We start from the raw sequence: 25,063 nt of genomic DNA on the forward strand, positions 1-25,063 counted from the left end.
GCATCGACAAGATGCCTAGCAAATTGCGGCAGTGGGTTTTTGCCAAACCGATGGTCGACAATGTCTTGGGACCAGCGCAATTCGAACTGCGAGAAGTTCAAAGTCTCGAACTCCAGTGGGGCCAAGCGCTGGTGGATGGCTTTGCTGCCGTGGAATAGCCCCCTTGCGCTAAGAACCACGGGCTCTCCCAAACCGCCGAGTTTTGGAGAAAGGTGGATATGGCGTGCGAGCTGAGCGCGCCCTTGGGTCGGCCGGTCGTTCCCGATGTGTAAAAGATCGTAGCCGGATCATCCGGCAATAATGTCACATCAGACTGCGAACTTGTTGGAGGCGACAAGGGTTCCTGGGTCAAACAGACGCTTCGTCGAACGGCTTGGCGGCGACCGCTGCCAAGGCCGGATGCGCCATCGCATTCCACTTTTCCTCAGCCCATTTGGTGGATTGAAACTAGATTGTGAGAGTCGCCGAGCCGTGGGTTAGAACAGTGACATTGCGCTCGGCTACCTCTGCGCGAAATGCCACACGATCGTCTTCCCGCCAACACACGAGGCGGATCGTTTCGCCAGGATAGACCGGAGCGGACATACGGGCGCGGATATCTCGCAGCCGCCCGGCATCGGCCCCGCAATATGTCTCAACGATGCCGCGGCAGGCGATGCCGTAACTTGCGAGGCCATGTAGGATTGGCTTAGGAAAGCCTGCCTTACGTGCAATGGACGGGTCAATGTGAAGAGGATTAAGGTCACCCGATAGCCTATACAATACAGCCTGATCGGGCCGGGTTGTAAGTTCGATCGTATGATCCGGCTCTCGTTGGGGAGTGCCAGGCGGCGGAGGGGCAGCCGCATCGCCGCCGCCGTTGCGCGAGAACCCGCCGTCTCCGCGCAAAAATACAACATGCTCGCAGGTAGCAATGATCTTTCCTGTAGATTCATCGCGGAGCTCTTTCTCCACATGCATGACTGCGCCCTTGTCTTGCCCCTTATCAACCAAGCGCACTACACGGCTTTGGCCGATTATACTTCCGGCCGGCGCCAACGGCGCGTGCATGCGTACTATTTGCTCTCCGTGCAAAACCTTGAGGTAGTCAATATCGAGTTGCTTGTTCTCTTGCATCCAAGCGCCTGGGGTTGCGAGCACCGTCGCCATTGTCGGTAGCGCAACCAAGTTTCTCTCGAAAACGAAGCGCAGCTGCTGATCCTCAAGTGGGTCTGACGCAGCGCCGACGCCCAGCGCATAGAGGATCGTGTCCTTTTCAGTGTAGACGTGGCGGATCTCAGGGGACTGCCAAGCTCGCACACTCAAGTAGTCTACCATAGATACTCCGCGGTCAAAAATGAATTCCAGGCTCCGCCAAACGTTAAGCTGTTAATGGTCAGACGTGCCTGCTGTCCGACATCCCTTTATCGGACAATCCTTGGCGGCGTATCCAGGACCCGCAAGTCAGTCGCGAACCGCAGCTTTGGCTCGGTGATCGACTGAAGCCTATCTGCGCTCATACCGGCAATTACTTCGCGAACGAGCAGGCCATTCGGGTCGATGTCGATTACGGCGCAATTGGTGTAGATCCGTTTGACTACCCTAGATGCCGTGAGCGGAAGGCTACACTTGAGACGAATTCGCGGCTGCTTATCCCTTGTTGTGTGCTCCATGAGCACCCGTACCTCTCGAGCCCCGACCGCCAAGTCCATAGCGCCTCCCACACCGGGCGGAAACGTCGGATCACCGGTCGCCCAATTGGCGAGATCCCCGCTCTCCCCCACCTCGAACGCGCCGAGTAAGCTTACATCGAGATGCCCACCTCTAATCATCAGAAACGCGTCAGCATGGTGCATGTAGCAACCACCTTCGGCCAAGGTCGTAAAATTCTTTCCCGCATCGATGAGATTTTCGTCTTCGGCTCCATGCTCTGGTCGAGGCCCAAGACCAAGAATACCGTTCTCACTATGAAAGATGACCTCTCGGTCCCTAGGTACGAAGTTAGCCGCCAACGTTGGGATTCCGATACCGAGATTGACGTAGTCTCCCTCGCGCAAGTCCTGAGCAGCGCGCCAAGCAATTTGTTCTCGCGTCAATGGGGTCATGCGATCGCTCCAATCGCCACGATACGGTCAACGAATATGTTTGGAGTAGCAATCGCCTCCGGATCCATGCTTCCCAAGCTTACAATTTGATCTACTTCGACGACTGTAAGCTTCGCCGCCATCGCCATGACAGGGTTGAAATTCCTCGCGGACTTAGCATACGTTAGATTTCCCCAACGGTCCGCCTTGTGCGCCTTGATGAGCGCGACGTCGCCTTGCAGCGGGGGTTCGAAGACGTGCAGTCGGCCCTTGATGTCTCTCGTCTCTTTTCCCTCAGCCAGTTTGGTACCGGCAGAGACCGGCGAGAAGAAGCCGCCCAGCCCTGCAGCTGCACATCGCATTCTCTCGCTGATCGTTCCCTGTGGCACGAGTTCGAGTTCCAACGTCTTTGCTTGGTAAGCCGCAAGAAACGCCTGGTAGTCTCCTGATCGTGGATAGGAGCAAATCACCTTTCTGACACGACCTGAATTGATCAGCCTTGCAAGCCCCGCGGTACCAGTACCGGCATTGTTGGCCACGATCGTCAGTTCCTTGACCCCCTGATCATGAAGTGCCTCAAGCAGGTTGTCCGCTACCCCAACAGCTCCGAATCCGCCAACCAGCACGACCGCACCGTCTGCAATGCCCTCGACAGCATCGGAGAATGTCCTTACTTCTTTATCGATCATGTAGAGAGGCGTCCTTTTGTGGGTGGTCGCGCGTTGCTTGCAGATCACGCATCCGGGCGCTTAAGATCGTCGCTCAGCGGCGTAAACATCGGCACCAGCGCTCCAGTCTTCGAAGCTACGTAGACCGCCGTTACGCGTTGCCCGATCGAAATCTTGTTGGGATCACATTCAACAATGTTTGTCAGCATCGAAGGACCCTCTTCGAGCCGTACGTAGGCGAGAACGTAGGGTCGCTCAGCCTTTCTCAAAACCGTAAAAGAATATATCTGGCCGTCCCCTGACGCTCTTGACCATTCGACATCAGTAGACAAACAGAATGGACAAAAATGTCTCGGATAAAAATATGACGCCTTGCATGCACGGCACTTTCCTACCAACAACTCTCGCTGGGATGCAGCGGCCCAGAATTTCTCGTTGTCCAGATCGATCGCAGGGGCCGGGACATCGGAATCATGTTGCGCGTCCATACACTTACTCTCTTTCCAGGATTAGAGTCGCACTACAATGCCGGGAAGCGATCCAGCCTCCGGTGCCATGCGCCAAGCCAAGATCGCAATTCGGTACCTGTACCGCTTTATGGGCTTCACCGCGCAACTGCCTAACGAGTTCGATGATCTTCGTCATGCCCCCACGGTTAGCAGGATGGTTATTGCAGAGCCCGCCTCCGTCCGTGTTGAACGGAAGCCTGCCAACGCCCGAGATGAGATTTCCATCCGCCACGAACTGCCCGCCGCGGCCTTTCTCGCAAAATCCAAGATCCTCAAGCGCAATGAGAACCGAAATGGTGAAACTGTCGTATATGCATGCGCACTTGATATCCTTCGGCGACACGCGCGCCTCCGAGAACGCCTGAGCTCCTGAGACGACCGCTCCCGAAGTGGTCATCTCCGGGTAGCCGCCAAGAATGCATTTGACGTGTTCACCAGCTCCACGGACCTTTATTTTTGGCCGAGACAGCGATTTCGCAATCTCTTCGCCCACTACGACCACTGCTCCGCCCCCATCCGTCATCACGCAGCAATCGAGCCGATGCAGCGGATCCGCAATCATCGGCGACATGAGCACGTCTTCGACGGTGACGACTTTGCGGAGCAGCGCCCTGTCGTTGTATTGGGCATGCGTCGAAGCTGCCACCCGAATCCAGGCAAGTTGCTCCGCGGTTGTTCCGAACTCATGCATGTGCCGGGCCGCCGCCATCGCATACATTCCGACCACTTGGGATCGATACGGGCTCTCGAAGCCGACGTCGGGTCCAGCAAATTTCGACGCTACCGCGGTCATACCTTCAGCGCGCGGTCGGCCGGCTAGTGTGATCAGCGCGACGCTGCACTTCCCGGCAGCGATCGCTTGCATGGCATGGTTTACATGCACCAGATAGGAGGAGCCGCCGACGTCGGTGGAATCGACAATCTTGGGTCGAATACCGAGATGCTCCACCATCGCAATGGGGCCTAACCCCGGAGCGTCAGCCGTGTAAAACGCGTCGACATCTCCAAGCCCCAGTCCGGCATCTTCAAGGGCGCCCTTCGCCACTTCCATTTGGAGCTGTGCAACGCTCTGAGTCGTTGCGAGCCGGGTCGGATGCTCGAACGCACCGACAATGTACGCCCCTCGGGCTATCGATCTACTAGACAAGATAATATTCCAATCTGCTACGCCGATGACGATCGCGACTACGGCTTCACTAGCGGTCCAGACAGATCCCAATGCTGGCCGTTGAACCGCATCATTTGGAACTGATCAATCGGAGAATAATTCGTAGGGCTCGTGTTGAGCGTGATCCCGGGAAGCAGCAACCCGATTTGCACATCATGAAGGTTCGCGGCTTGTTTCATGAAATTCTCGCGCGTCAGCTCGTTCCCGCACCGCCGCAACACATAAACGAGGCTTTGCGCCGACGCATAACCCAAAGCCGCAATGTCGTTTTTGGCGCCCCCTGGAACGTATTTGTCCATGAACGCAAAGAACTCCATCATACCCGGATCTTTCGCCCAGGCAGGATCTTCCGGATCCTTTCGGTAAGCGGCGGACATGAGACCGGTTGCGTTCGATAGCCCTGCTGGTTTCAGCGTTGTTTCGATAGTCGCTGCCGTATTGCTAATATAGATCGATGGCTTCCAAGACATTTCCGCCACGGTCCGGATCGCCTGCGAGGCGAACCTCGAGATCGCGGCAATCAAGAGCGTGTCTGCGCCCGACGCTTTCAGCGTGATGAGCGACGACGCTATATTCGGATCGGTCGTCTCATAAGGCGCCTGGGCAACGATCATGCTGGAGGCCCCCTCACCCAACCCCTCCTTCAGGCCGGAGAGATAATCGCGTCCAAAATCGTCGTTCTGGTACAAAACGGCGATTTTCGCGCGCGGATTTTGAGCGATAATTTGCTTCCCGTAGACGATTCCTTCGCGCCGGTAATGAGGAATCCAGCCCATCGTCCATGGAAAGTTCTTCGGATCGCTAAATTTCTCCGCCCCTGTTGTAACGAAAATCTGCGGGACCTTCCGTGCGTTGAGGTACTTCATTGTCGCAGTGTTAGAGGCCGTACCAGGCGAGCCGAATATCGCGAACACCTCGTCGCTTTCTACGAGCTTCCTCGTCTGCTCGACTGATTTTGGAGGGCTGAACGCATCATCGTAAGAAACGAACACAATCTTGCGCCCATTGATGCCACCATCGTCGTTCACTTTTCGGAAGTAAGCTTCTTCTACTTTTGCGAGAACGCTATAGTTGGAGGCAGGCCCGCTGTACGGCATCAAGTTGCCAATCTTGATCTCGGTATCGCTCACCCCATTTTTCGATTGCGCATATCCAGCAGCCGGTACCGCGAGAGCTGCAATTATACACCCTAGGCTAATGGCTTTCACCGGCTCCCCCTGAATTATCAATTGGCAACCGGCGCAATCCAAACATCGCCTGCCGGCCTCATCACTACGTAAGCGGATGTAACGGTCGATTGAGCCGGACAACAAATACCAAATTCTGATTACGTAATAGCCGATACGTCTAACCAACTCGTCAGCTGTCAATCTGTCCCACCATTGCGCCCTACACGACTGGCTCGCGCATTGAGGGCGTGCTCGATGAACTTTCTACGACTTGGCAATTTCGGTATCTAACGGCCTATTATCTCTGCAACAACGACGTAGGCGGTAGCGCATCGTTTTAACGTCGACGTTACAACCCACGACACCTATTAATTCCTGCGCCTTGCGATACTCGATCAAGAATGCCTGCTTCTTATCGTCCTGATGTACGGTTCGAACGTCGTCGGCTTGGGCCGTAGAACCAAGCAGCTGCAATTGAAGGCCATAGAGGTCGGAATAGAAGCAGGGCACAAACTCTCCCCAAGAGTTTTTATCTTGACGAGTGATCGACTGGGCAACGATACGCGCTTGTTCTTTTGCCGCCGCCCAATGCTCGTGTCTTACGTATTGCCCGCTCGCCGGATCTATCCAGGCAGCCACATCTCCGGCCGCAAAAATTCCCGGCACTTGAGTCCTTCCTCGCTCGTCGCATGGGACGCCATTCGATGTCGCGAGCCCCGAGGAAATTAGCCATTCCACGTTAGGCACCGAACCGAGCCCCGCAACGACGATGTCCGCATCGATCACCATGTTCTTGGCTAAGGTGACTCGCTGACGAGATCCCATTCTAGTTACTTCGCTTATTTGAACACTATGCAGTAGCTCCACCCCGTTGCGCATATGCAGGTCAGCAATTCGGGCGGCAACTTGACTTCCCAGAACTCGCTCGAACGGAAGTCCCGTTGCATCTATCATGACGACCTTCAGCCCGGCACGAACTGCCGCAGAAGCTAGTTCGCTACCAATAAAACCTCCCCCGACTATGACGATCTGCTGCCCTGCACGAGCTTGATCGCGCAGCCGCCTCGCGTCGTCCAAATTGCGCAACAAATGCACCGATTCCATACATCGACCAATAGGGAACGGCTTGGCACGAGCCCCTGTTGCGAGGACGATGGCATCTGCAGCCAACGGACGGCCCGATCTAAGGAAGACCGTGCGCTCGACCGCATCAAGCGTCTCCGCTGGGCTAGCGAGATGTAGGTCGATATTCATCCGCGCATAATACGCACTATCGTGAAACCGAAGCTGCTCAATGTCTACGTCGCCGCCAAACACGCCCTTCGACAATGGCGGCTTGTCATACGGCAGATGAGCCTCTGCATCGGCGAGCATGATCCGACCGGAATAGCCGAATCGCCTCAATTCATCTGCCACGCCGACGCCGGCCACGGACGCACCAACAATAAGGACGCTACTAGTCATGCATTGTATTCCTGAGGCAGATTCAAGGTTCGCCGGGGAACACATGAGCAGTGATCAGCGCCCTCCAATTACCTCTTCCAGCTTTCCATCCATTTACCCACCGTCGCCGCAGCGCTCCGAGGCTTTTCGCGGTATCGAAACACGACAGACGTGCCGCAAGTTCGGTAACCTCCTGGCTGAGATATGGTGTCGCTATCCGGCACAATTAATCGGATAGGCGCTTCGTACACCTAGCCTGCCTTCATCCTGATTTCGTATATTCATTGGCAATGCGAAGACTCGAGTCATTGGTGGCCCCAAGTCGCGCGGCAAGTGGCGTCTGTCTCCACCGTAAATTGATTTTCGACATCATGAGACGATAACCGCACTACGCGATAGCTGTGGCATGTAGCGCATGACCCGTGCTGCTGCATTGCATCCCACGACTCCTAAGAGCTCGCCATCTCTTCGATACTCTGCCACGAAAGCGCGCTTGTCGGGCTCGTTATGCACGATGCAAGTCTCGTCCGCATTTTGAGCGGATCCTAGCATCTGCAGACGCACCTTGTGGAAATCGGACCAGAAATACGGAATGAAGGCGCCCCATTGCAGGGTATCCTCACCAACAATCGTTTGAGCTACGATGCGAGACTGCTCTCTTGCTGCCGTCCAGTGCTCATGCCTCTCCCAATATCCCGTCAGTGGATTTTGCCAACAAGCGACATCACCTGCAGCAAAAATGCCGGGTGCGCTCGCTTGGCCGCGTGCATCACAAACGACGCCATTGGCAATTTTCAATCCCGACGACATCAGCCATTCCACGTTTGGCAGCGCGCCAAGGCCCGCCACCACGATATCAGCGTCGACCAATTCGCCGCTCGTCAAGGCCAGCCGGCTCCGACCGTCGATCTCGTCGATACGATCGACCGAGGCACCGCACGCGAGCTCTACGCCCGCTTGCAAATGCAGATCGGCGAGCCTGGCCGCAATCTCGCTCCCCAGGATTCGCACAAATGGCAGTGGCATCGCCTCGACGAGCACGACCTGAAGCCCGAGAGCGGAAGCGCTCGAGGCGACTTCGGCTCCAACGAAACCTCCGCCAATAACCGCAACGCGGCGGCTCTTCCGCAAACCTGCGTGTAAGGCGTTTGCATCATCGATATCACGCAGTAGATGAATGTCGGCTGTGCAACGTTCTGCAGGAAACGGCCGGGCGCGGGCACCGGTCGCGATGATGATGCAATCAGCAGCCAGTTTCTCACCTGACTCGAGAAGCACCATACGCTTGTCTACTTCGAGTGATTTTATGGGGTGACCAAGGACAAGATCAATCTTGGCTTGAGCGTAGTAGTCCCGACTGTGAAATTGCAACTCTGAGGTCGCAACCTGCCCGAGCAACGCCGCCTTGGACAGCGGCGGCCGGTCGTATGGCAGATGGTGCTGCGCATCCACAAGCGTAATCTTTCCCGAGAACCCGCAGCGCCGCAATTCATTCGCGGTACCGACACCAGCAACCGAGGCGCCGACGATCAAGACACTATCAGTCATCTGAGCCGCTCTCCAGGTCCTGCTCGAGTTAAAGCGTCTCTACGATGAACGCGTTCGCGATCTTTCGCTTGAACGCGAAGGCCGCCGTCACGGGATTAAAGTATTCTCGTACATGGCAAACCCGCCCATTCCGGATCGAGAAGCGGAACACATACCGGTTACGATAGGAGCGACCATCGGAGAGGATCATATTTCCCCTCTGCTCGATGAATACCCTGCTGCCATCAGCGTTGATACAAAGCTCGACATCTTCAGGACCCAGGCTCTTCGGGCCATTTGCCGTTGTGCCCGTCCAGAACTCGATGACGGCGGCTGCTCCCACGTAGCGACGGAATTGACCTGGTTCGGTCGAGCCGCTCTCGCTGAATGGGATCTCGTACACCGCGTCCTCGGTGACACTGTTGGCGAGCGCCGTCATGTCCTTGGTCGCGACGGCCTTGAAAAAGGCTAGGATCGCATCTTTGGCGGCCCTGCGTCCTTCCGACGAATCGACCGGATCGTTGTTACTTTTCAGAAGCGAGCCCAAGCTCGCTACGGGCTTGTTCACTCCGTGTCTCCCTCATATGTGCTGGTCATCTCATGAGCCTGGTTAGATCTATTCGGCCTGAATGTTAGCGGCATCGATCATGATCTTAAGTGCCGCGGTTTCCTTGCGTACCACGTCAGCAAGTTGTTCCGGTGTGCTTGCAATCGGTTCGAGCCCCTTCGCTGCAACTTGCTGCTCGACAAACGACGGATCCTGCAAGATCTCGCACAAAGCCGTTGCGATCTTGTTCACGATGCTCGGAGGCGTGCCGGGCGGTGCGAACACCGCATACCAGATTGACGACTGCAAGTAGCCGAAGCCCGCCTCCTCTGTCGTTGGCACTTCCGGAAACTGTGGTGATCGCTTCTTTCCAGCAATGGCGAGTGCCTTGAGCTTTTCTGTGCGCAAAAGCTCACCCGCAACACCGGCACTGCCTGTGGTAAATGATACTTCCCCCGTCATGATCGCGATCAACAGCGGCGATATGCCGTTGTAGGGCACGTGCAGAAGATCGAGTTTTTCTTTGCTGTTAAGATACTCAAACAGGAGTTGCGGCTGCGAGCCGCGACCAAACGAGCCGTAGTTCCACTTATTTGGCTCCTTCTTGACAAGGTTGACCAGCTCGCGAAGGGAGTTAGCCGGAACGGAAGGATGCGCGAGAATGAAATTGTCACTGCGCACCATCAGCGTGACGGGCGTCAGCTTGGACGGTTCATATTGCAGCGATTTAAATAGATACGGCGCTGTAGTGATGGTCTGATTGACGGTTGCCAACAAGGTGTAACCGTCCGGTGGTGCGCGATAGACAGCTTCCGTTCCAACGGTACCGCCTGCACCCGCGCGATTTTCAACGATCACCGGCGTGCCCCACTTCGCACTGAGGTCCTGAGCCGCTGCCCGGATGACTAGATCGACGCCGCCGCCAGGAGGGAACGGCACGACGAAGCGGACGAGACGCGTGGGATAATCTTCAGCGTTGCAGAAACCCGTGCTGCCAACGGCGAGCGCAAATGCCAAGACCGCGGCGGGAACGCCTCTATTGATCATGCCGCTGGTCTGCCAGGTTCGAGGTGACTTCAAGGCCAACGCACGGAACTCCAACATCTCTCCTCCTCCGTGCCGCGGTCGGAAATTGCCGCAGCCTCTGTTACTGGGGAACGAAGACGTGCCCTTCAAACAGGCGTCGAGCCGTCCGATACACCCCGGCCTCGGGCACTCGCCACATTCCGCCAGCATTCTCGCAAACCGCCGTTAGCTGCAGTATGCCCGAGGGATGCCCGACCTTAAATTCTTCGCGAGAGATTCCCCTGCTGGTTGCAGCCTCATTGGCGATGGTCCCAGTAATCTTGCATGCCGCTGCCAAACATATCGCTCCAGTAAGAGGAGAGGCCTTGTGTGGCGCGCCCATCGATATCATTTGCGTCACAACATCGATGTCCTCCGCGTCGACAGTGACACCCGTTGCCGCGCGATAGGCGTTCGGCTTCCGCACGATGGCGATCAAGGGCAAGTTCGTCAGGCGTACGCGGGCCGCCTCCTCGTCCGGGACGAGCCCCATCGCCTGCGCGGCCGCAACCCGAACGTCTTCCAGCAAACGGCGCTGCTCGGCCGACTGAAACCATGCTGTATCGAAGCCATCGGTGCTCGGACACACGTCGTCCATGTCGATGATGACAACAGGATTGGCCACGTCGACAAGGGACGCCTCGATCTTGCGGCCATTGCCGATGTCCAGGACGTCCCGAACGTTGCCGGTCGGCAGCAATTTTCCGGTGGCCGCCCCCGCCGGATCGATGAAAGTGAGCTTGATGGGAGATCCACGCCTGGAGACACCGTCGATCCGGAGGTCGCCTTGGACCCTGGCTCTGCCATTCTCAACGGCAAACTGTGCAACGAGCCTCTTCTCCGTGTTCGTGTTAAAGATCCGTACCGTTGTGGGCCCATCGCTCGATGACACCAATCCTTCGTCAATGGCGAATGGTCCCACAGCAGAACTGATATTACCGCAATTGCCCCGATAGCTGACGACGGACTTCTCTATGCCGACCTGTGCAAAGGTGTAATCGACGTCGCTGTCTTCTCGGCTCGACGGGGAAATGACTGCGATCTTCGAAAGCGAGGAAACGCCTCCGCCCATGCCATCCAGTTGGCGCTCAGCAGCGTCGGGACTGCCCATCAGAGACAGAAATAGACGATCCCATTCGGCGACGTTGTCGGGCGGAGCCCCTTCCGGAAGATCCTCCTTCCGAAAGATCACTGCCTTACTCGTGCCGCCGCGATAGAAGGCCGCCTTCAGTCGACGCTGAGTCAACACCAACTCCTGTCAAATCGCCTGACTTGCCCGCAGTTCCTTGATCGCGGCTTCATCCATTCCTAGAATTTCTTGCAGGACGGTGTCGGTATGCTGGCCAAGCGTCGGCGGACAGGTGATCGGCGGTGTCGGCGAGCCACTCATCTTGACGGGCCATCCTGGCAGGACAACGGGACCGCGAGTGGGGTGAACGATCTCAGTTAACATTCCCGTTGCACGAAATGAGGCGTCGTTCATGAGGTCGCCGGTATCAAACACCGCTCCTGCCGGAACGCCGGCGCCGTTCAGCTTTTCCATCGCGGTTCTCTTATCCTGGCTCGCCATCCAGGGTCGGATGATCTCGTCGACCTCCTCCTTTCGCTTGAAACGCGCCTCAGGCGTCCCAAAGCGCAGATCTTCAAGCAGATCCGACCTTCCGATTGTATTCAGCAGAGCGCGCCATTGCTTATTACCCGTCAGTTCGTCACGGGCGGTGTAGATGAAGCAATAGTCGTTCGGCCCCCCGCCCAAGCATGAATAGAGTCCCGAAGGCGCGGCGGTGCTGCTCGGCGACCCATTGCCGACACGCTCCACCGGCTTTCCGGTAAGCTGATGGCGAGCGAAGGTGATGCGGCCGAAATTCATCACTGCTTCCTGCATGGCAACGCGGATACATTGCCCCTTGCCGGTGAACTCGCGTTGATAAAGCGCGCCCAATATCCCAATCGCCAGATGCAGGCCCGAGCCCGTATCAGCGAAGGTTGGCCCTGGCTTTAACGGTGGTCCGTCGGGCTCGCCTGTAAAGGCAACAGAACCACCTGCAGATTGCGCAATCGCATCGAAGCAACGGAAATTGCGGTAAGGACTTTCCTCACTGAACCCGCGAACGGTGCCGTAGATAATTCTGGGATTAATCTTGCTGACTGCCTCATAGCTGAGCCCAAGCTTCTCGGTCGTGCCAGGTGCAAAATTCTCCAGAAAGACATCGCACTCGCTAATTAGCCGGGTTAGCACGTCCTTCCCCGCCGGCTTCTGCAAATCGATCGTGACGCTCCTCTTGTTGGAATTCAGCACGAGAAAGTAGAGCGAGTCGGCATCGGGCGAGTCGGCCGAGGCAATTCGGGCAGGATCGCCGAGTTTGGGCCGCTCGACCTTGAGCACATCAGCGCCAAGAAAGGCAAGCGACTGCGCGCACGCAGATCCAGCCTCCCACTGGGTGAGATCGAGAACCTTCACTCCCGTCAGGGCGCGCGGATGTTGCAAGGCGGCCTCGGCCGTGATCGTGTCATGTCGATTCATGCTGTTCCCCGTCTTGCGCGCCGCGCCTAATCCTCGTAGATGGTAATGGCCTCGGACGGGCAGACCCGTGCCGCCAGCCTTGCCGCTTCCTGAAGCTCCGGAGCGGGATTGTCGGTACGCAGAATGACCATGCCATCCTGCTCGTCCTGATCGAACACCTGCGGTGCTTTCAGCACACATTGCCCGGCCGCAATACAGCGGGATTTGTTGATTTCAATACGCATGAAGCTCGCTTTCGTTGGTATCACCAAGCAAGTGGCAGCTCGTGAACGCCATAGACAAACATGTCGTGGCGAAAACGCAGCTGTTCGAAGGGGACCGCGAGACGGAGGTTTGGCAACCGGTGAAATAGTTTCCCATAGACAACCCGCAGCTCCGCTCGAGCCAGCACTTGACCTAGGCATTGATGGATGCCGAACCCAAACGCCACATGCCGCGCGGCGTCCCGCTGTACGTCGAATTTGTCTGGATTTGGAAACAGGCCAGGGTCACGATTGGCGGCCGGGATCGAGCAGATCACGCCCTCCCCCTCCTTCACGAGCTTGCCGTTGACATCGATATCCTCGAGCGCGACGCGTCGCGCACCGACGTGAAGCACGCTCGAATAGCGAAGCAATTCTTCGACCGCACCGGGAATGAGGTTAGGATTCGCTTTGATTAGTGCGAGCTGATCGGGATGCTGCAACAGCGTCAGCACGCCAAGCGCGGTCATGTTCTGCGTGGTCTGATGGCCCGCGCTCAGAAGCAGCCTGACGATGTTGATAAGTGTGAGGCGGTCGACATGTCCCGGCACAAACTGCTCGGCCACCAACCGGGAAATGATGTCGTCCTGCGGCTCACGCTCTTTCCGACCGATCAGCGCGTCAAGATAACCAAAGAGGTCGTCGAGCGACTTGCGGACCTCCGCCGGGGTGGATTTCGACCCGAACTGAATCCGCGTGGCTTCATGGAAGAAATGATGATCCTCGTAAGGAATCCCGAGCAGGAACGTGATGATCTCGGTCGGCAGCGGCGCTGAGAAGTGCTCTACGAAGTCGGCGCCCTGCGGCAACTGCGCAAAACTATTGATTAGTCGATCAACTGTCTCCTCGATGCGTGGCGTCAGCTGCTCGATACGGCGGACCGTGAACTCCTTTGTCACCATGCGGCGCAGGCGATCATGCTCCGGGTTGTCGAGTCGCAGAAATGACCTGTCAGCCTTATCTGCGACCATTCGCCCTTCGAAGACGTGCGGAAAGCCTTCACGGTTGGGTTCGCAGCTGAATTTCTGATTGCTCAGAACGGAGCGAATGTCATCGAAGTTGGTGAGCAGGTACGGATGGCTGCCGTCCCAGAGCCGTACGCGCGCAAACGGCTGATCGGTGCGCAGGCGCGCGTAGTCGGGGGGCGGATTGAACGGCTCCGCCCTCGCCATTGGATACGACAATTCTGCACCGGCTTGTGACATCGCTCTTTCTCCGTTACTTCAAGATGCGGCCGCAGCCGGCGCGGTCGGCATCAACCTACGCCTCGCGGCTCGCATCCGCTCCAGCCAATGTTCTCGATCCGCCGCCCTGCGCTGTTCGTAATCAGCGACGCGCGGATGGGGCAGCACAAGGAAGCGTCGCGTCCTGAGCGCATCAAGGATTGCGTCGGCCACCTGCTCCGGTTCCAGGAAGTTACCCGCCGCACCCGTCTTGAGACTGTCAGGCCTTGTCATTCCTGTTCGAACGCCCTCCGGACACACACATGAGACGGCTACGCCATCATCGGAATGCTCGATCGCGAGCCATTCGGCCAACGCGACCGCGGCATGCTTACTGGCAGCGTAAGGCGCGCAGCGGAAGTCGGTGAGTAGCCCCGCGGCGGAAGCGGTGATGATGAAGTGTCCGCCACGCCGCGCCGCCATGCGCGGGATCACCGAATGCGCGGCATGAACGTGCCCGAGCAGGTTCACGTCCAGGCATTTCTGCCAATCGCTTAGTGAGCCAAGCCCGTCGCCGGCGTGAATTCCGGCGTTGGAACACCAGAGGCCGATCGGACCGAGGGCGGCCTCGACATGTCCGACCACGGCGTCGACGGCCTGTCCATTCCCAACATCAAGTTCCAGAGCGGAAATCTGACAGTGCGGATGAGCACTCCGGATCGTCTTCGCCGCCTGCTGCGCGCCGTCAAAATGCAAATCCGCCACGACGATGTGACGGGCACCAGATTGCGCCAGCGCCAGACATAGCGCCCGGCCGATCCCGCTCGCTCCTCCTGTCACGACTCCAACCTTCTCGCCGGCCAATGCGATCGGCAGTTCCATGCTCGCCTCCTCTTTTGGTCTGACCATAGGTCCACTTGGCTCTTTGGTCAATCCATGAACCGGTGACCCTTCTGCATTTCAGCGATGTATAAGATGCATCGATGTTGGAACTTCGGGTCACTGAAGTCCGATCAAATCAGGCGTTCTGTGCCGCCTTGTTCCACACTGGGTGAGCGCCGTCCGGACCCTGCGTCACATCCAGGACCATCTCTCCAATGCGATCGATACGGATGGTGACGCGATCTCCGGATCGGATCGGCCCCACGCCAGCGGGCGTACCGCTTGCAATGATATCACCGGGGTATAGCGTCATTACCGATGACGCCATGGCGATCATCTCTGGAACGCCGACGATCAAATCGCGTGTGTTCGCCTTTTGACGGATCTGGCCATTCACACTGAGCTCAAGCTCGATATCGTCATAGTGCGGCACCTCGTCGACAGTCGTCAGGTACGGTCCCATCGGACAGAACGAGTCGAACGATTTGCGCATGACGCGCTCTTCCTTTCCTCGAACGACGACGTCGATGAGACAGGAATAGCCGAATATGTGCTCGATAGCGCGTTCGCGCGGGATGCTCCTTCCGCCCTTCCCGATAATGATCGCGAGTTCGCATTCGTGGTGGATCTCGCGGTCGGGCAGCGACGGCAGAACGATCGGGTCCTGAGGACCACTCAGGCTCGAGTTCGCCTTGAGGAAAAAGCCCTGTCCGCTCGCGTCGAACTTCGAGATTAGGCCAGTTCCGGTCTTCATCTCTCCGATATGCGCGTGATAATTCGCAGGATAAGCGATCACCTTGTTCGGCCATGCTATCGGGCTGTTCAGTAGCGCCTTCGATATTGAAATCCTCGGGGCTGTTGGCAGCGTTTCCAGAAGCCGCGGCTTGATATGATCGAAGGACGCAATGAATCTCAGCATGCCAGTTGGCGGCCAGCAGACCGGATCGTAGGCGATGACGTCAGAAACGTCGGCAATCGAATCGCCGTCGACGATACCGATTCTGCCTTGATTGAAATTGGCTACCTTCACACGTTTTCTCCTAAGGCCGCAGGCGTCATGCCGCTTCTTCGCGGTAGAGGCCGAGCGCCTTCAACACCGGAATGTCGTTAACCTGAAATACAACTGCGTCCGATTTATCGGACCGGTTCTGATGTGCATGCACCGCCCAGGGGGGCAGCGCGAGGAAATCGCCCTTCGACCAATCAAATCTCTGGCCGTCGATAATTGTCGTCCCCTCACCGCGAACGACGTAGTAGACGACACTACCCGTGTGCCGATGCGGCTTGCATATTGCACCGGGCCGAAGCATCTGAATCGCGGTGCCAATCGTCGGTAGCGCTGGTCCGCCCGTGAGCGGGTTTTGATATTCGAGCAGCGTATCGTCAAAAGGATCCGGGTCTAGCCCAAGGGCCTGGGCTAGTGCGTCCAGCACCTTCGGCCAGGTATAGGCAAGGACCGGGCTCGGACCTCCGCTTCGCCTTTCATGCATAGGCCGGAGCAAGCCGCTGCCGAATTCGCGGTAGGAACGGTCGGAAATGCGGTTAACGTTCTGGCGCGGCGTGCTCGATCCTTCAAAGAAGGTCGCGTGCAAGGACCGCACTAGCGAAATGTCCAGCACGTCAAGCCAGACCATCGGCTTGCTGCCCTTGTGCTCGTGATCATGCCAAGTCCAGCTCGGCGTGAGCACGAGGTCGCCTTCGTTGATGATATATTGCTCCCCATTCACGATCGTATCGGCACCGCTGCCTTCCATAATAAAGCGCAGCGCTGTCGCGGCATGACGATGCGCGCTCGCGACCTCGCCTGGCAGAATATACTGGATCGACGCCCAGAAGGTCGGAGTGGTGCCATAGGGAAGACCTGGGTTGGTCAGTCGCAATGTACGACGTTGCCCACCCTGCTCGAGCTTGAGCGATGCGCCAATCTTTTCGAGCAGGCGAGAGAGATCGCTCGCCTTCCAGTGAAACGGCTGCATCGCGCTCTTCGGCTCCTTGGTAAAGAGCGGGGGATCGTTGGGTTGCGCGACGCGCACACCGTATTTCGCCAACTCGTCGGCGAGTTTCTGACGCTCCAAGGCATCGCTCATGACTTCGGCTGCCATCTCTCACTCCCTTATCGCCGGACTTCCTACGAAGCCCTTGTTATTATCGCGCCTATTCGGCGGCCGCGCCGCGCATGGCATCGGTAACGATAGTCTTTCGAAGCGATCCATCGAGCGCTTCGTGCCCGGAGTAGTCGATGAGATCGTAAAGCTCAGCTCTGGTAAGCATGCGATCGAGCATGCCATCGGCCCGCCCTTTTTCTTCGAGATGTGTGTAGAACGTCTTGTGGGCCTTTGCGGCGATACGAAGTGCGCTGACAGGCCAGATAACCATTTTGTAGCCGAGGACCTCAAAAGCGTCGGCAGACAGGTAGGGCGACTTTCCGAACTCCGTCATGTTCGCGAGCAACGGCGCCTTCACCTGACGGGAGAATTCCCGAAACATTTCCTCGGTGGTCAACGCCTCAGGAAAGATCGCGTCCGCGCCAGCCTCCAGATAGAGCCTCGCTCTGCGGACAGCGGCGTCGAATCCCTCGCTGGCCGCAGCGTCCGTTCTGGCAATAATCATGAGGTGCTTACGCGCGCGGGACGCAGCTGCGACCTTTGCAGCCATTTCTTCGGCCGAGATCAGGTTCTTGTCATTCAGATGGCCGCACTTCTTGGGAAGCTCCTGGTCTTCAATTTGCACTGCCGCCGCGCCCGCTTCCTCGAAGTTGCGCACGGTGTCCATTGCGTTCAAGACGCCGCCGAATCCGGTGTCGCCGTCGACAATCAACGGGATATCCGCTGCCCGGCAAATTTGCCGGATGAAGAAACACACGTCGTCCTTGCTGATGATGCCAAGGTCCGGCAGGCCCATCGAAGCAGACATAGCTGCGCCCGATAGATAAAGGGCCTTAAAACCTGACCCTTTCGCCTGCAAGGCGGTCAAACCGTTGTAAGCACCCGGAATCCTGAGGATACCAGGCAGCGCAAGCAAATCGCGAAGGCGTTCGCCGGCGGGTTTGTCATGACGGCACGTTGCAACAAGGGGAGTCATCGAACGCTCCCTGCCATCGCCGCATCTCGCTTGCCGCTTGGACTGTCGTTAGCCGGACGGTTCGATGCAACCCCGCGTACGACATCGAGCACATGGCCGACATTTTCGGGCAACGCGTCACCGCGCCAGGCGACATGCCCATCGGGCCTAACCAGCACGTAATTTGCGCCGTAGAGCTCGTGAACACCGATCTCGTTGCTGAGATCCACGACTTGCAGCGGAAGCCCACGGACCCGCGCTGCCGGTGAAAAGACCTGACCTGCGGTGCCGCGCGGCTCAAAGGAAAGCAGGACAAAGCCGCGGCCAAACAGATCAAGCGTGGACCGGCCGTCTTTTAGCCAGGCGTGAGGCGCGCGGTGGCCGGGACGCCCGGTCTGAAGATAGTTCGATACTTCGTCTGGCGGCGCCGTGCTGTCATCCGGATAGATGACGGGCGAATGATAGTAGTTGAAGCCAAGATGGATACCGATCGAGTACCATTCCCGCTTCATGATCTCCGTATACCAATCGCCATATTCCTTCCGTGCCGCGTCACCTTCCGCACCAACCTGAAACGCGCTCTCGGGCGGGCCTTTTTTTCGCGCGACAAGCATACGCCCGAGATTGCCGCTCGCCTCCTTGACTGCTCGCTCTGCCACCGGCTTGCGCTCGATGCCATAGGAACCGAGGAGCTCGGGACCACCCCAGCCCTTGATCATCGCTTCCAGTTTCCAGGAGAGATCGATTGCGTCGGCAATGCCGGTGTTCATGCCAAAGCCGCCGGTCGGCGACATCAGGTGACAGGAATCGCCGGCAAGAAATGCCCGATTGGTTCCGTAACTTTCGGCAACGAGTTCGCGTCGAACCCATGGCATGATCGACTCGATCTCGAAGTCGAACGGCTTCCCCATCGCCCGCACGATCAGCGCACGTATCTCGCTTTCAGAGGTTTCTCGCTTGGACTTGTCACCAATGATCGACATTCGCCAACGATCGGCGCCATCGATGGCGACGATCGTTAGCCAGGTTCCCTCACGGTCGATGAAGATAAATCGATAGGCCTTACCTTTGTCGTGCAGCGCCGGCAGATCACGGCAACGGAAAATCACATTTGTGGTATAGGTAAGAACCGGTTCGCCACGCATAGGAATACCGAGCTTTTCGCGGACCCCGCTCGCAGCTCCGTCGGTTCCGATAAGGTAATCGGCTGCGAGTTTGTACTCGGTACCTGTCTCCAGATCCCGCAAAGTCGCCACGACACCTGAAGCGCTTTCTTCGAGGTCGACGAATTCGGTCCGATACCGGAACTCGACCCCGCTGAACTGGCTCGCAAAGCGTCGAAGGATGGGGTCGAACATGTCCTGGGGACAACGCTCCCTCTTCTGCGGGCTTTGAGGCGGGCATGGCTCGTCATTCTTGCTTGCCATGCGCTCACGCCCGAATTCAAAACCGGTCAGAGACTCAACCCAGACATTGTCCTGTGGATAGTCGCGCGGATAGGGCGAGTTCTCGACCCACGTTGCGATACCCCAACGTCGGCAGAACTCCATGGTCCGGATGCCGACCATGTCCATCCTGGGTTGATAAATTGTGCCATCGGTTTTTTCGACAAGGCAGCACTGCACGCCTCGCCATCCTAGGTCACCGGCCAGAGAAAGGCCTACGGGCCCTGCGCCGATGATAAGAACAGGAACCTTGCCGCTGGTCATCTGGGTCAACTCCACGCGTAATCTCGCGCCATGATTTAAGTCGTCACCGAACATGCGGATCAACGCGGCCGTTGTCTAAGACGGCTTGCGACCGACGTCATAGCCATTCGGTATCGCTCGGGCATGCCGTCAAGGTCGGAGGTGGACCGTTGGTTGGACCAAATGCCGTTTTGGTCTATAAAGGAGGCTTCCCGTTGCCCAAGGAGGCTTGCCGGGAGAAATCGCTTTATCTTGTATCGACGAGAGATCGAATGAGCCCTGCACCTGCAAGGAAACGGCCGCCGTCCGCGCAGCCCGCAACCCCCATCTTCAGTCCTGCTCGGCCGCGGAGGACCTTTGAAGAGATCATCAGCCAAATCAAAGCCAATATTGAGCAGGGGCGGCTGCAGCGCGGCGACAAGCTTCCTACCGAAAGAGCGCTTGCCGGGGAGTTCCAAGTGAGCCGAAGCACGGTACGGGAGGCGCTGCGAACGTTGGAAATAAGCGGGTTCGTTGTTCTGAAGCGAGGCCCGGCTGGTGGCGCATTTGTCGCCGCCAGCGATCCGAGGATTCTCAATAGCCAGCTGACGAGCGCGCTTCGGTTGACCGACTTCTCCGTTGCAGATCTGACGAAGGCGATGCGTGCCATCACGATCATGCTGCTTGATGCGGCAATGCCCACCCTGAGTGAAGCAGATCTTGCCGCCATGGAGGCGAACATCAAGGAAGCTGAGGCAGTTGTCGATGATCCTCAACGCCGCTCGACGATTCTTATCCAATTTTACCGACTTTTGGCGCAGGCAAGCGAGAACAAGATCCTTGTCACGATCGCCGACACCTTCGTGGACCTGTTGCAACAGTGGGTCGTCAGGTTAGGTTCGTTAGGGGGCACGCGCGTCATCCGCTCCCGGCGCGCAATCGTCAAGCATCTGCGGGCGGGCGACGCCAAGGCTGCTCGTAAGGAACTGGACCAATACCTGCAACAACTCCACGATGTTTGGCTTCGTGGTGAGACTACACATGTCCGCCAGCCCGCCGACCCTGAGCTAAAACGACCCACCTCGGCGCGTAGATGAATCAGCCGTGATGTTAGATGCCCGTTGAAGCGTTCTGAAGCTCAAGAGTTGGAGAACCAGAGGTGCCGAAGACCCGAAGAGATAGGCGTGCGCAGTTCGTAGACGATAAGAGCGAGCGGGTTGACGTCTACGCACGCACTCCTCGGATCGAACTCCGGCAGCTGCGGTACTTTTTGGCCGTAGCCGAACACTTAAACTTCACACGCGCCGCGGAGCAAATGGGCATCGCGCAGCCGCCGCTTAGTCAACACATTCTAGCGCTCGAGCGACAATTAGACGTTAAGCTCTTCGTCCGGTCCCGTCGCGAGGTCTCTTTAACGGCTGAGGGCGAGGCTCTTGTTGGTTATGCGCGCCGGCTGAACAATACCACCCAGATCGCGGCGCAAGTCGTTCAAGCAATCGCAAGGGGCGAAGATGGGCCCCTTGCCATGGGGGCCATTTTCTCATCAATCTATTCGATCATCCCGCACATCCTCCCGCCGTTCGTTGAACGATACCCCAAGGTCAAGCTGCATCTTCAGGAAATGACGATTTCGCAGCAAATTGCGGCCTTGAAGGAGTATCGTATCGATATTGGCATTGTTCGTGGACCAATCCATGATCGAGAGCTTGAAGCAGTCACCCTAATACAGGAACCCTTCGTGGCTGTCCTGCCAGCGGGTCACCAGCTCTGCCGGGAGAATGCACTGACGCTCGCACAGATCGCAGATCAACCCCTTATTCAAATTTACCCGAGCGCTAATCGCGACTTCAGTAGGCGAATGTTCAGCGCCCTGCTCGAGCGTGGTCACAAGCTTAATATCGTTCAAGAGGTTTCAGACACGCATACCCTTATCGGACTGGTCGCCGCAAAGATTGGAATTTCATTGGTGCCCGCATCGTTACAACATCTCCAGATCGCACAGGTCGAATATATTCCTCTTCGTGAGCAGACTCCCATGACGACGATTCAACTCGTCTTCCACAAAGAGAACTCGTCGGCCGTCATGCGCAATTTTGTGCACATGGTCGAAGCCATGGCGTCCGACTTCGCGGCCGTCTTGGCCGCACCACCACCCCGGACTAGAACTTAGTGATTTGGCCCTCTGGCCCAATTAGACAATTTCAATATCAGCTTCTTAGATCTGGGTATTAGACAGTGCTGCACTAAAATGCATGATCCTGGATCATCTCTGGCGTAGCCCGGCTGTCCGTGAGCGAAAAACAAGAAAGAGCCAGGGGGAATTCGTCGAGGGAAAGAAATGCATAGAGGATTCCGCACCGTCGCAGGTTCAACGGTCCTGGTCACCATTGCTGCCTTAATCGGCTTGGGACCCGCTCTCGGTCAAAGCAGCGAGCCTACCATCAAGATCGGCTATTTGACCGATGTTGGCGGTCCAAGCTCAAGCAATGATGGCGCGGCAGGCGTCGATGCCGCCCGCATGGCTATCGAGGACTTTGGCGGCGCCGTTTTGGGACGGCGCGTTGAACTGCTGGTCGGAGACCATCAAGGAAAAGTCGATGTCGGCGCTGGAATTGCTCGGCGATGGCTCGACGTTGACGGCGTGGACGCCGTCATGGACATGAACAATTCAGCCATTGCCCTGGCGGCCAGCAACCTCGTGCTTGCCAAAAACAAAGTCCTGCTCGCCACAGCAGCAGCCTCAGACAGTCTGACGGGAAAGGATTGCTCCCCCAACTTGGTGCAGTGGCTGCCCGACACCTACTCTAACTCACGGTCGATCGCCTCGCTGCTCACTAAAAATGGCATGGATACTTGGTTCTTCATAAGCGTGGACTATGCGCTGGGACACGCCTTGGTAAATGCGGCGAGCCAAGCCATCTTCGACAACGGAGGCAAAGTGCTGGGTACTGTCAAGCATCCCTTGGGCACGGCCGATTTCGCTTCCCTGTTATTGCAAGCACAGGCGTCCAAGGCCAAAGTACTTGCGATCGCGAGCCCCGGCGCGGATATGGCGAACCTCGTCAAGCAGGCTCACGAATTCGGCCTCAACATGAAGATGGCTGTCTTCCTGCTCTACATTATGGAGGTTCACAGCCTCGGCCTTGCCGAAACTGCGGGCATCGAATTTGTCGATACCTTTTATTGGGACAACGACGACAAGAGCCGGGCTTGGTCGAAGCGCTTTTTTGACCGCAATGGCAAAATGCCCACCGCGCCGCAGGTGAACGCCTATGAAGGTGTTTATCACTATCTGAAGGCGATCAAAGCAGCCGGCTCGATGGATACGCAATCCATCATGAAAAAAATGAAGGAACTGAAGGTTGACGATCCGACTGGCGCAACAGGCTACATCCGCGATGACGGTCGCGTGATCCGTGACATGCAGCTGTTCGAAGTGAAATCACCAAAGGAGTCGAAATACCCGTGGGATTACTTCAAGAAGATTGGAACGCTTCCAGGTGATCAAGCCTACCGACCGATAGCCGACGGTAAGTGTCCATTCGTAATGAAGAACAACTAAACCGGGCTCCATAACCGAGGATAGACATGTAGAACCGCTGGCAGACCGGTCGTCTGCTCCTCCCTTGACTTGGCCGCTGTCGCCGCTGCGACAGCGGCTTTTTCCGTAGGGAGCGCTAACCCTACTGCGTCATGTGTTTTGGTCGCGGCGACGCCACGGGCCTGGATTTCTTTTCTTAAGTTGTCGGGGGTATCCGACGGGTTCGACGCTAGACATACATACCTGCCTGAATCCCTTTCGATGGCATCCATCAGCGCACGATAGCTTCGCTTTGGCGTCAGCGCGGCGCCATGCGGATGGCGCCATCGAGGCGGACGTCTTCGCCGTTGAAATAGCCATTGGTGATCATCGTCAGCGCGAGCTGGGCATATTCCTCCGGCAAGCCGAGGCGCTTCGGGAACGGCACCGAGGCGCTCAACGCGGCCTTGACGTTCTCCGGCGCGCTCTGGAGCAGCGGGGTGTTAAAGATGCCCGGCAGGATGGTGTTGATGCGGATTCCTTCGTTCATCAGATCGCGCGCGATCGGCAGGGTCATGCTGACGACACCACCCTTGGAAGCCGAATAAGCCGCCTGCCCCATCTGCCCGTCTTCGGCCGCCACCGAAGCCGTATTGACGATCGCACCTCGCTCACCGTCCGCCAGCGGTGTCAGCGACAGCATGCCCTGGGCCGACTTGGCGATACACCGGAAAGTGCCGACGAGGTTGATCTGGATGATGCGATTGAATGCATCGAGCGGGAAATGCGTTGGTTGGCCGGTGGCCTTGTCGCGGCCGGCGGTCTTCACGGCGTTGCCGGTGCCGGCGCAATTCACCAGGATCCGCTCCTGACCATGGGCCGCCCGCGCTTTGGCGAAGGCCGCATCGACCTCGCTGTCAGAGGTGACATCGACCTTGCAGAACACCCCGCCGATCTCCTTGGCAGCGGTCTCACCTTTCTCCGCTGCGAAGTCGAAGATCGCGACCTTGACGCCCTGCGCGGCCAGCGCCCGCGCGGTGGCGGCACCCAGGCCGGAAGCGCCGCCCGTAACGACGGCGACGATCGATGAATTGAGTTTCATGGCAGCTTTCCTCTTCGAACGTTGTTGGTTGGCCGGATCGCGAATCGCATTCTTGGTGTCAGATGCGGCGCGCTATGTCACCGCTCAGCGACTTACGGTAGACGGAGGTAATTGCTAAGGCGGTCGCTCTCACCTACCTAATCCGTTCAAAGCTGTATCCTGGTTCACGTCCCTGCATGAAATCCAGCACCAAAGCGCTATCGAGCATTTCGTTGACTTCCCTAATGCCCGTGTCGTCCGATCTGACAAAAAGCGCGTATTCGTTGCGATACCAGCGTCCCGCCCCTAGCGAGTGCGCCTGATAGACAAATCGAACTGCGCTCAATCGATTGTCGCCGACGTCACTAATGATATCGACGAGGCAGTCCGGAGAATAGAAGCTGGTCCAGATTTCTTGGTTAAATGCCACAACCGCCTCCTTCCCAACAATAGGCCGTGGAAATCTGGTCATCGACTCCGGCAGTGACCACGTCACGTCGGTCGCATAGAGACGCTTCATTTCTTCTACTTTTCCAAAGTTTTTGACTAATTTCGCCGCGGGCGTCATCTCCCTTCTCCATCTCCGTGATTTCGAGTTTTGCCGAATAATCAACGCGCGTGTCGCCGCCTTCTCAACTTCGGCAGCCGCAGCCCGATGAAATCGCCATTGCGCTTCATGAAAGAGCGAGGAATGGTTCCCCAACGATCAAGCGTTGTCGCGATCGGGGTCCCGAACGGTCGAGTCGGCGAACCGGGCGAAAGGAA

At 57.4% G+C, this 25,063-nt stretch carries 26 protein-coding genes; 4 read left to right on the forward strand and 22 right to left on the reverse strand.

All coding sequences use genetic code 11. The features are described from left to right. The first annotated feature begins 11 nt into the window (after positions 1 to 11). Complete coding sequence (locus ACR9YP_RS34945; RefSeq protein ID WP_474221217.1) at positions 12 to 158, forward strand: hypothetical protein; 147 nt, start codon at positions 12 to 14, stop codon at positions 156 to 158. On the opposite strand, the gene ACR9YP_RS34950 is transcribed toward ACR9YP_RS34945, so the two are convergent. The 20 genes from ACR9YP_RS34950 to ACR9YP_RS35045 form a co-directional block, all read right to left on the reverse strand. After that, positions 98 to 418 (reverse strand): AMP-binding protein, encoded by a 321-nt coding sequence (locus ACR9YP_RS34950; protein ID WP_474218069.1) that lies wholly within the window; start codon positions 416 to 418, stop codon positions 98 to 100. The two genes, ACR9YP_RS34945 and ACR9YP_RS34950, sit on opposite strands and share 61 nt — an antisense overlap. A 29-nt stretch (positions 419 to 447) precedes the next feature. Continuing rightward, the gene (locus ACR9YP_RS34955; protein WP_474218070.1) at positions 448 to 1,317 is read right to left on the reverse strand and encodes a MaoC/PaaZ C-terminal domain-containing protein; all 870 of its coding nucleotides are present in this window, start codon (positions 1,315 to 1,317) and stop codon (positions 448 to 450) included. 86 nt (positions 1,318 to 1,403) lie between these two features. Further along, entirely contained in the window at positions 1,404 to 2,084 is a 681-nt protein-coding gene (locus ACR9YP_RS34960) for a 3-oxoacid CoA-transferase subunit B (protein WP_474218071.1), read from the reverse strand. After that, complete coding sequence (locus ACR9YP_RS34965; RefSeq protein ID WP_474218072.1) at positions 2,081 to 2,752, reverse strand: 3-oxoacid CoA-transferase subunit A; 672 nt, start codon at positions 2,750 to 2,752, stop codon at positions 2,081 to 2,083. The genes ACR9YP_RS34960 and ACR9YP_RS34965 overlap by 4 nt, the downstream gene beginning before the upstream one ends. A 44-nt stretch (positions 2,753 to 2,796) precedes the next feature. After that, the gene (locus ACR9YP_RS34970; protein ID WP_474218074.1) at positions 2,797 to 3,219 is read right to left on the reverse strand and encodes a Zn-ribbon domain-containing OB-fold protein; all 423 of its coding nucleotides are present in this window, start codon (positions 3,217 to 3,219) and stop codon (positions 2,797 to 2,799) included. 4 nt (positions 3,220 to 3,223) lie between these two features. After that, positions 3,224 to 4,387, reverse strand: a complete 1,164-nt coding sequence (locus ACR9YP_RS34975; RefSeq protein ID WP_474218075.1) for a thiolase domain-containing protein — start codon at positions 4,385 to 4,387, stop codon at positions 3,224 to 3,226. Positions 4,388 to 4,425: 38 nt separating this feature from the next. Then, complete coding sequence (locus tag ACR9YP_RS34980; RefSeq protein ID WP_474221166.1) at positions 4,426 to 5,631, reverse strand: ABC transporter substrate-binding protein; 1,206 nt, start codon at positions 5,629 to 5,631, stop codon at positions 4,426 to 4,428. A 210-nt stretch (positions 5,632 to 5,841) separates the two neighbouring features. Next, on the reverse strand, positions 5,842 to 7,041 hold the full coding sequence (locus ACR9YP_RS34985; protein ID WP_474218076.1) for an NAD(P)/FAD-dependent oxidoreductase: 1,200 nt from the start codon (positions 7,039 to 7,041) through the stop codon (positions 5,842 to 5,844). Between the two features lie 348 nt (positions 7,042 to 7,389). Further along, a complete protein-coding gene (locus ACR9YP_RS34990; RefSeq protein WP_474218077.1) occupies positions 7,390 to 8,568 on the reverse strand; it encodes an NAD(P)/FAD-dependent oxidoreductase in 1,179 nt (392 codons plus the stop codon). A gap of 28 nt (positions 8,569 to 8,596) precedes the next feature. After that, positions 8,597 to 9,115, reverse strand: coding sequence for a nuclear transport factor 2 family protein (locus tag ACR9YP_RS34995; RefSeq protein ID WP_474218078.1), 519 nt, complete (start codon positions 9,113 to 9,115; stop codon positions 8,597 to 8,599). Positions 9,116 to 9,163: 48 nt separating this feature from the next. Continuing rightward, positions 9,164 to 10,198, reverse strand: coding sequence for a Bug family tripartite tricarboxylate transporter substrate binding protein (locus tag ACR9YP_RS35000; protein ID WP_474218079.1), 1,035 nt, complete (start codon positions 10,196 to 10,198; stop codon positions 9,164 to 9,166). Positions 10,199 to 10,241: 43 nt separating this feature from the next. Continuing rightward, a complete protein-coding gene (locus ACR9YP_RS35005; RefSeq protein ID WP_474218080.1) occupies positions 10,242 to 11,405 on the reverse strand; it encodes a PrpF domain-containing protein in 1,164 nt (387 codons plus the stop codon). 12 nt (positions 11,406 to 11,417) lie between these two features. After that, on the reverse strand, positions 11,418 to 12,683 hold the full coding sequence (locus ACR9YP_RS35010; RefSeq protein WP_474218081.1) for a CaiB/BaiF CoA transferase family protein: 1,266 nt from the start codon (positions 12,681 to 12,683) through the stop codon (positions 11,418 to 11,420). A 26-nt stretch (positions 12,684 to 12,709) separates the two neighbouring features. Further along, positions 12,710 to 12,907, reverse strand: coding sequence for a ferredoxin (locus ACR9YP_RS35015; RefSeq protein ID WP_474218082.1), 198 nt, complete (start codon positions 12,905 to 12,907; stop codon positions 12,710 to 12,712). Between the two features lie 20 nt (positions 12,908 to 12,927). Continuing rightward, on the reverse strand, positions 12,928 to 14,130 hold the full coding sequence (locus ACR9YP_RS35020) for a cytochrome P450 (protein ID WP_474218083.1): 1,203 nt from the start codon (positions 14,128 to 14,130) through the stop codon (positions 12,928 to 12,930). An 18-nt stretch (positions 14,131 to 14,148) separates the two neighbouring features. After that, positions 14,149 to 14,970 carry an SDR family NAD(P)-dependent oxidoreductase gene (locus ACR9YP_RS35025; protein ID WP_474218084.1) on the reverse strand — a complete coding sequence of 274 codons (822 nt, stop codon included), beginning with the start codon at positions 14,968 to 14,970 and terminating at the stop codon, positions 14,149 to 14,151. A 136-nt stretch (positions 14,971 to 15,106) separates the two neighbouring features. Next, positions 15,107 to 16,000 carry a fumarylacetoacetate hydrolase family protein gene (locus tag ACR9YP_RS35030; RefSeq protein ID WP_474218085.1) on the reverse strand — a complete coding sequence of 298 codons (894 nt, stop codon included), beginning with the start codon at positions 15,998 to 16,000 and terminating at the stop codon, positions 15,107 to 15,109. A 25-nt stretch (positions 16,001 to 16,025) separates the two neighbouring features. After that, positions 16,026 to 17,072: a cupin domain-containing protein gene (locus ACR9YP_RS35035; RefSeq protein WP_474218086.1), complete on the reverse strand. Its 1,047-nt coding sequence runs from the start codon at positions 17,070 to 17,072 to the stop codon at positions 16,026 to 16,028. Positions 17,073 to 17,124: 52 nt separating this feature from the next. Then, on the reverse strand, positions 17,125 to 18,051 hold the full coding sequence (gene prpB / locus ACR9YP_RS35040) for a methylisocitrate lyase (protein ID WP_474218087.1): 927 nt from the start codon (positions 18,049 to 18,051) through the stop codon (positions 17,125 to 17,127). Beyond that, a complete protein-coding gene (locus ACR9YP_RS35045) occupies positions 18,048 to 19,739 on the reverse strand; it encodes an FAD-dependent oxidoreductase (protein WP_474218088.1) in 1,692 nt (563 codons plus the stop codon). The genes prpB and ACR9YP_RS35045 overlap by 4 nt, the downstream gene beginning before the upstream one ends. Positions 19,740 to 19,990: 251 nt before the next feature. On the opposite strand from ACR9YP_RS35045, the gene ACR9YP_RS35050 reads away from it, so the two are divergent. The 3 genes from ACR9YP_RS35050 to ACR9YP_RS35060 all read left to right on the forward strand — a co-directional run bounded on the left by ACR9YP_RS35050 (position 19,991) and on the right by ACR9YP_RS35060 (position 23,259). Next, the gene (locus ACR9YP_RS35050; protein WP_474218089.1) at positions 19,991 to 20,794 is read left to right on the forward strand and encodes a FadR/GntR family transcriptional regulator; all 804 of its coding nucleotides are present in this window, start codon (positions 19,991 to 19,993) and stop codon (positions 20,792 to 20,794) included. Between the two features lie 62 nt (positions 20,795 to 20,856). Next, a complete protein-coding gene (locus ACR9YP_RS35055) occupies positions 20,857 to 21,867 on the forward strand; it encodes a LysR family transcriptional regulator (protein ID WP_474218090.1) in 1,011 nt (336 codons plus the stop codon). A 168-nt stretch (positions 21,868 to 22,035) separates the two neighbouring features. Further along, complete coding sequence (locus ACR9YP_RS35060; RefSeq protein WP_474218092.1) at positions 22,036 to 23,259, forward strand: ABC transporter substrate-binding protein; 1,224 nt, start codon at positions 22,036 to 22,038, stop codon at positions 23,257 to 23,259. A gap of 277 nt (positions 23,260 to 23,536) precedes the next feature. Here the strand turns inward: ACR9YP_RS35060 and ACR9YP_RS35065 are convergent, their stop codons facing one another. Then, positions 23,537 to 24,319, reverse strand: coding sequence for an SDR family NAD(P)-dependent oxidoreductase (locus tag ACR9YP_RS35065; RefSeq protein WP_474218094.1), 783 nt, complete (start codon positions 24,317 to 24,319; stop codon positions 23,537 to 23,539). A gap of 133 nt (positions 24,320 to 24,452) precedes the next feature. Continuing rightward, entirely contained in the window at positions 24,453 to 24,866 is a 414-nt protein-coding gene (locus ACR9YP_RS35070) for a nuclear transport factor 2 family protein (RefSeq protein ID WP_474218096.1), read from the reverse strand. Between the last annotated feature and the right edge of the window lie 197 nt (positions 24,867 to 25,063).

The organism is Bradyrhizobium sp. BR14999 (assembly GCF_056106085.1).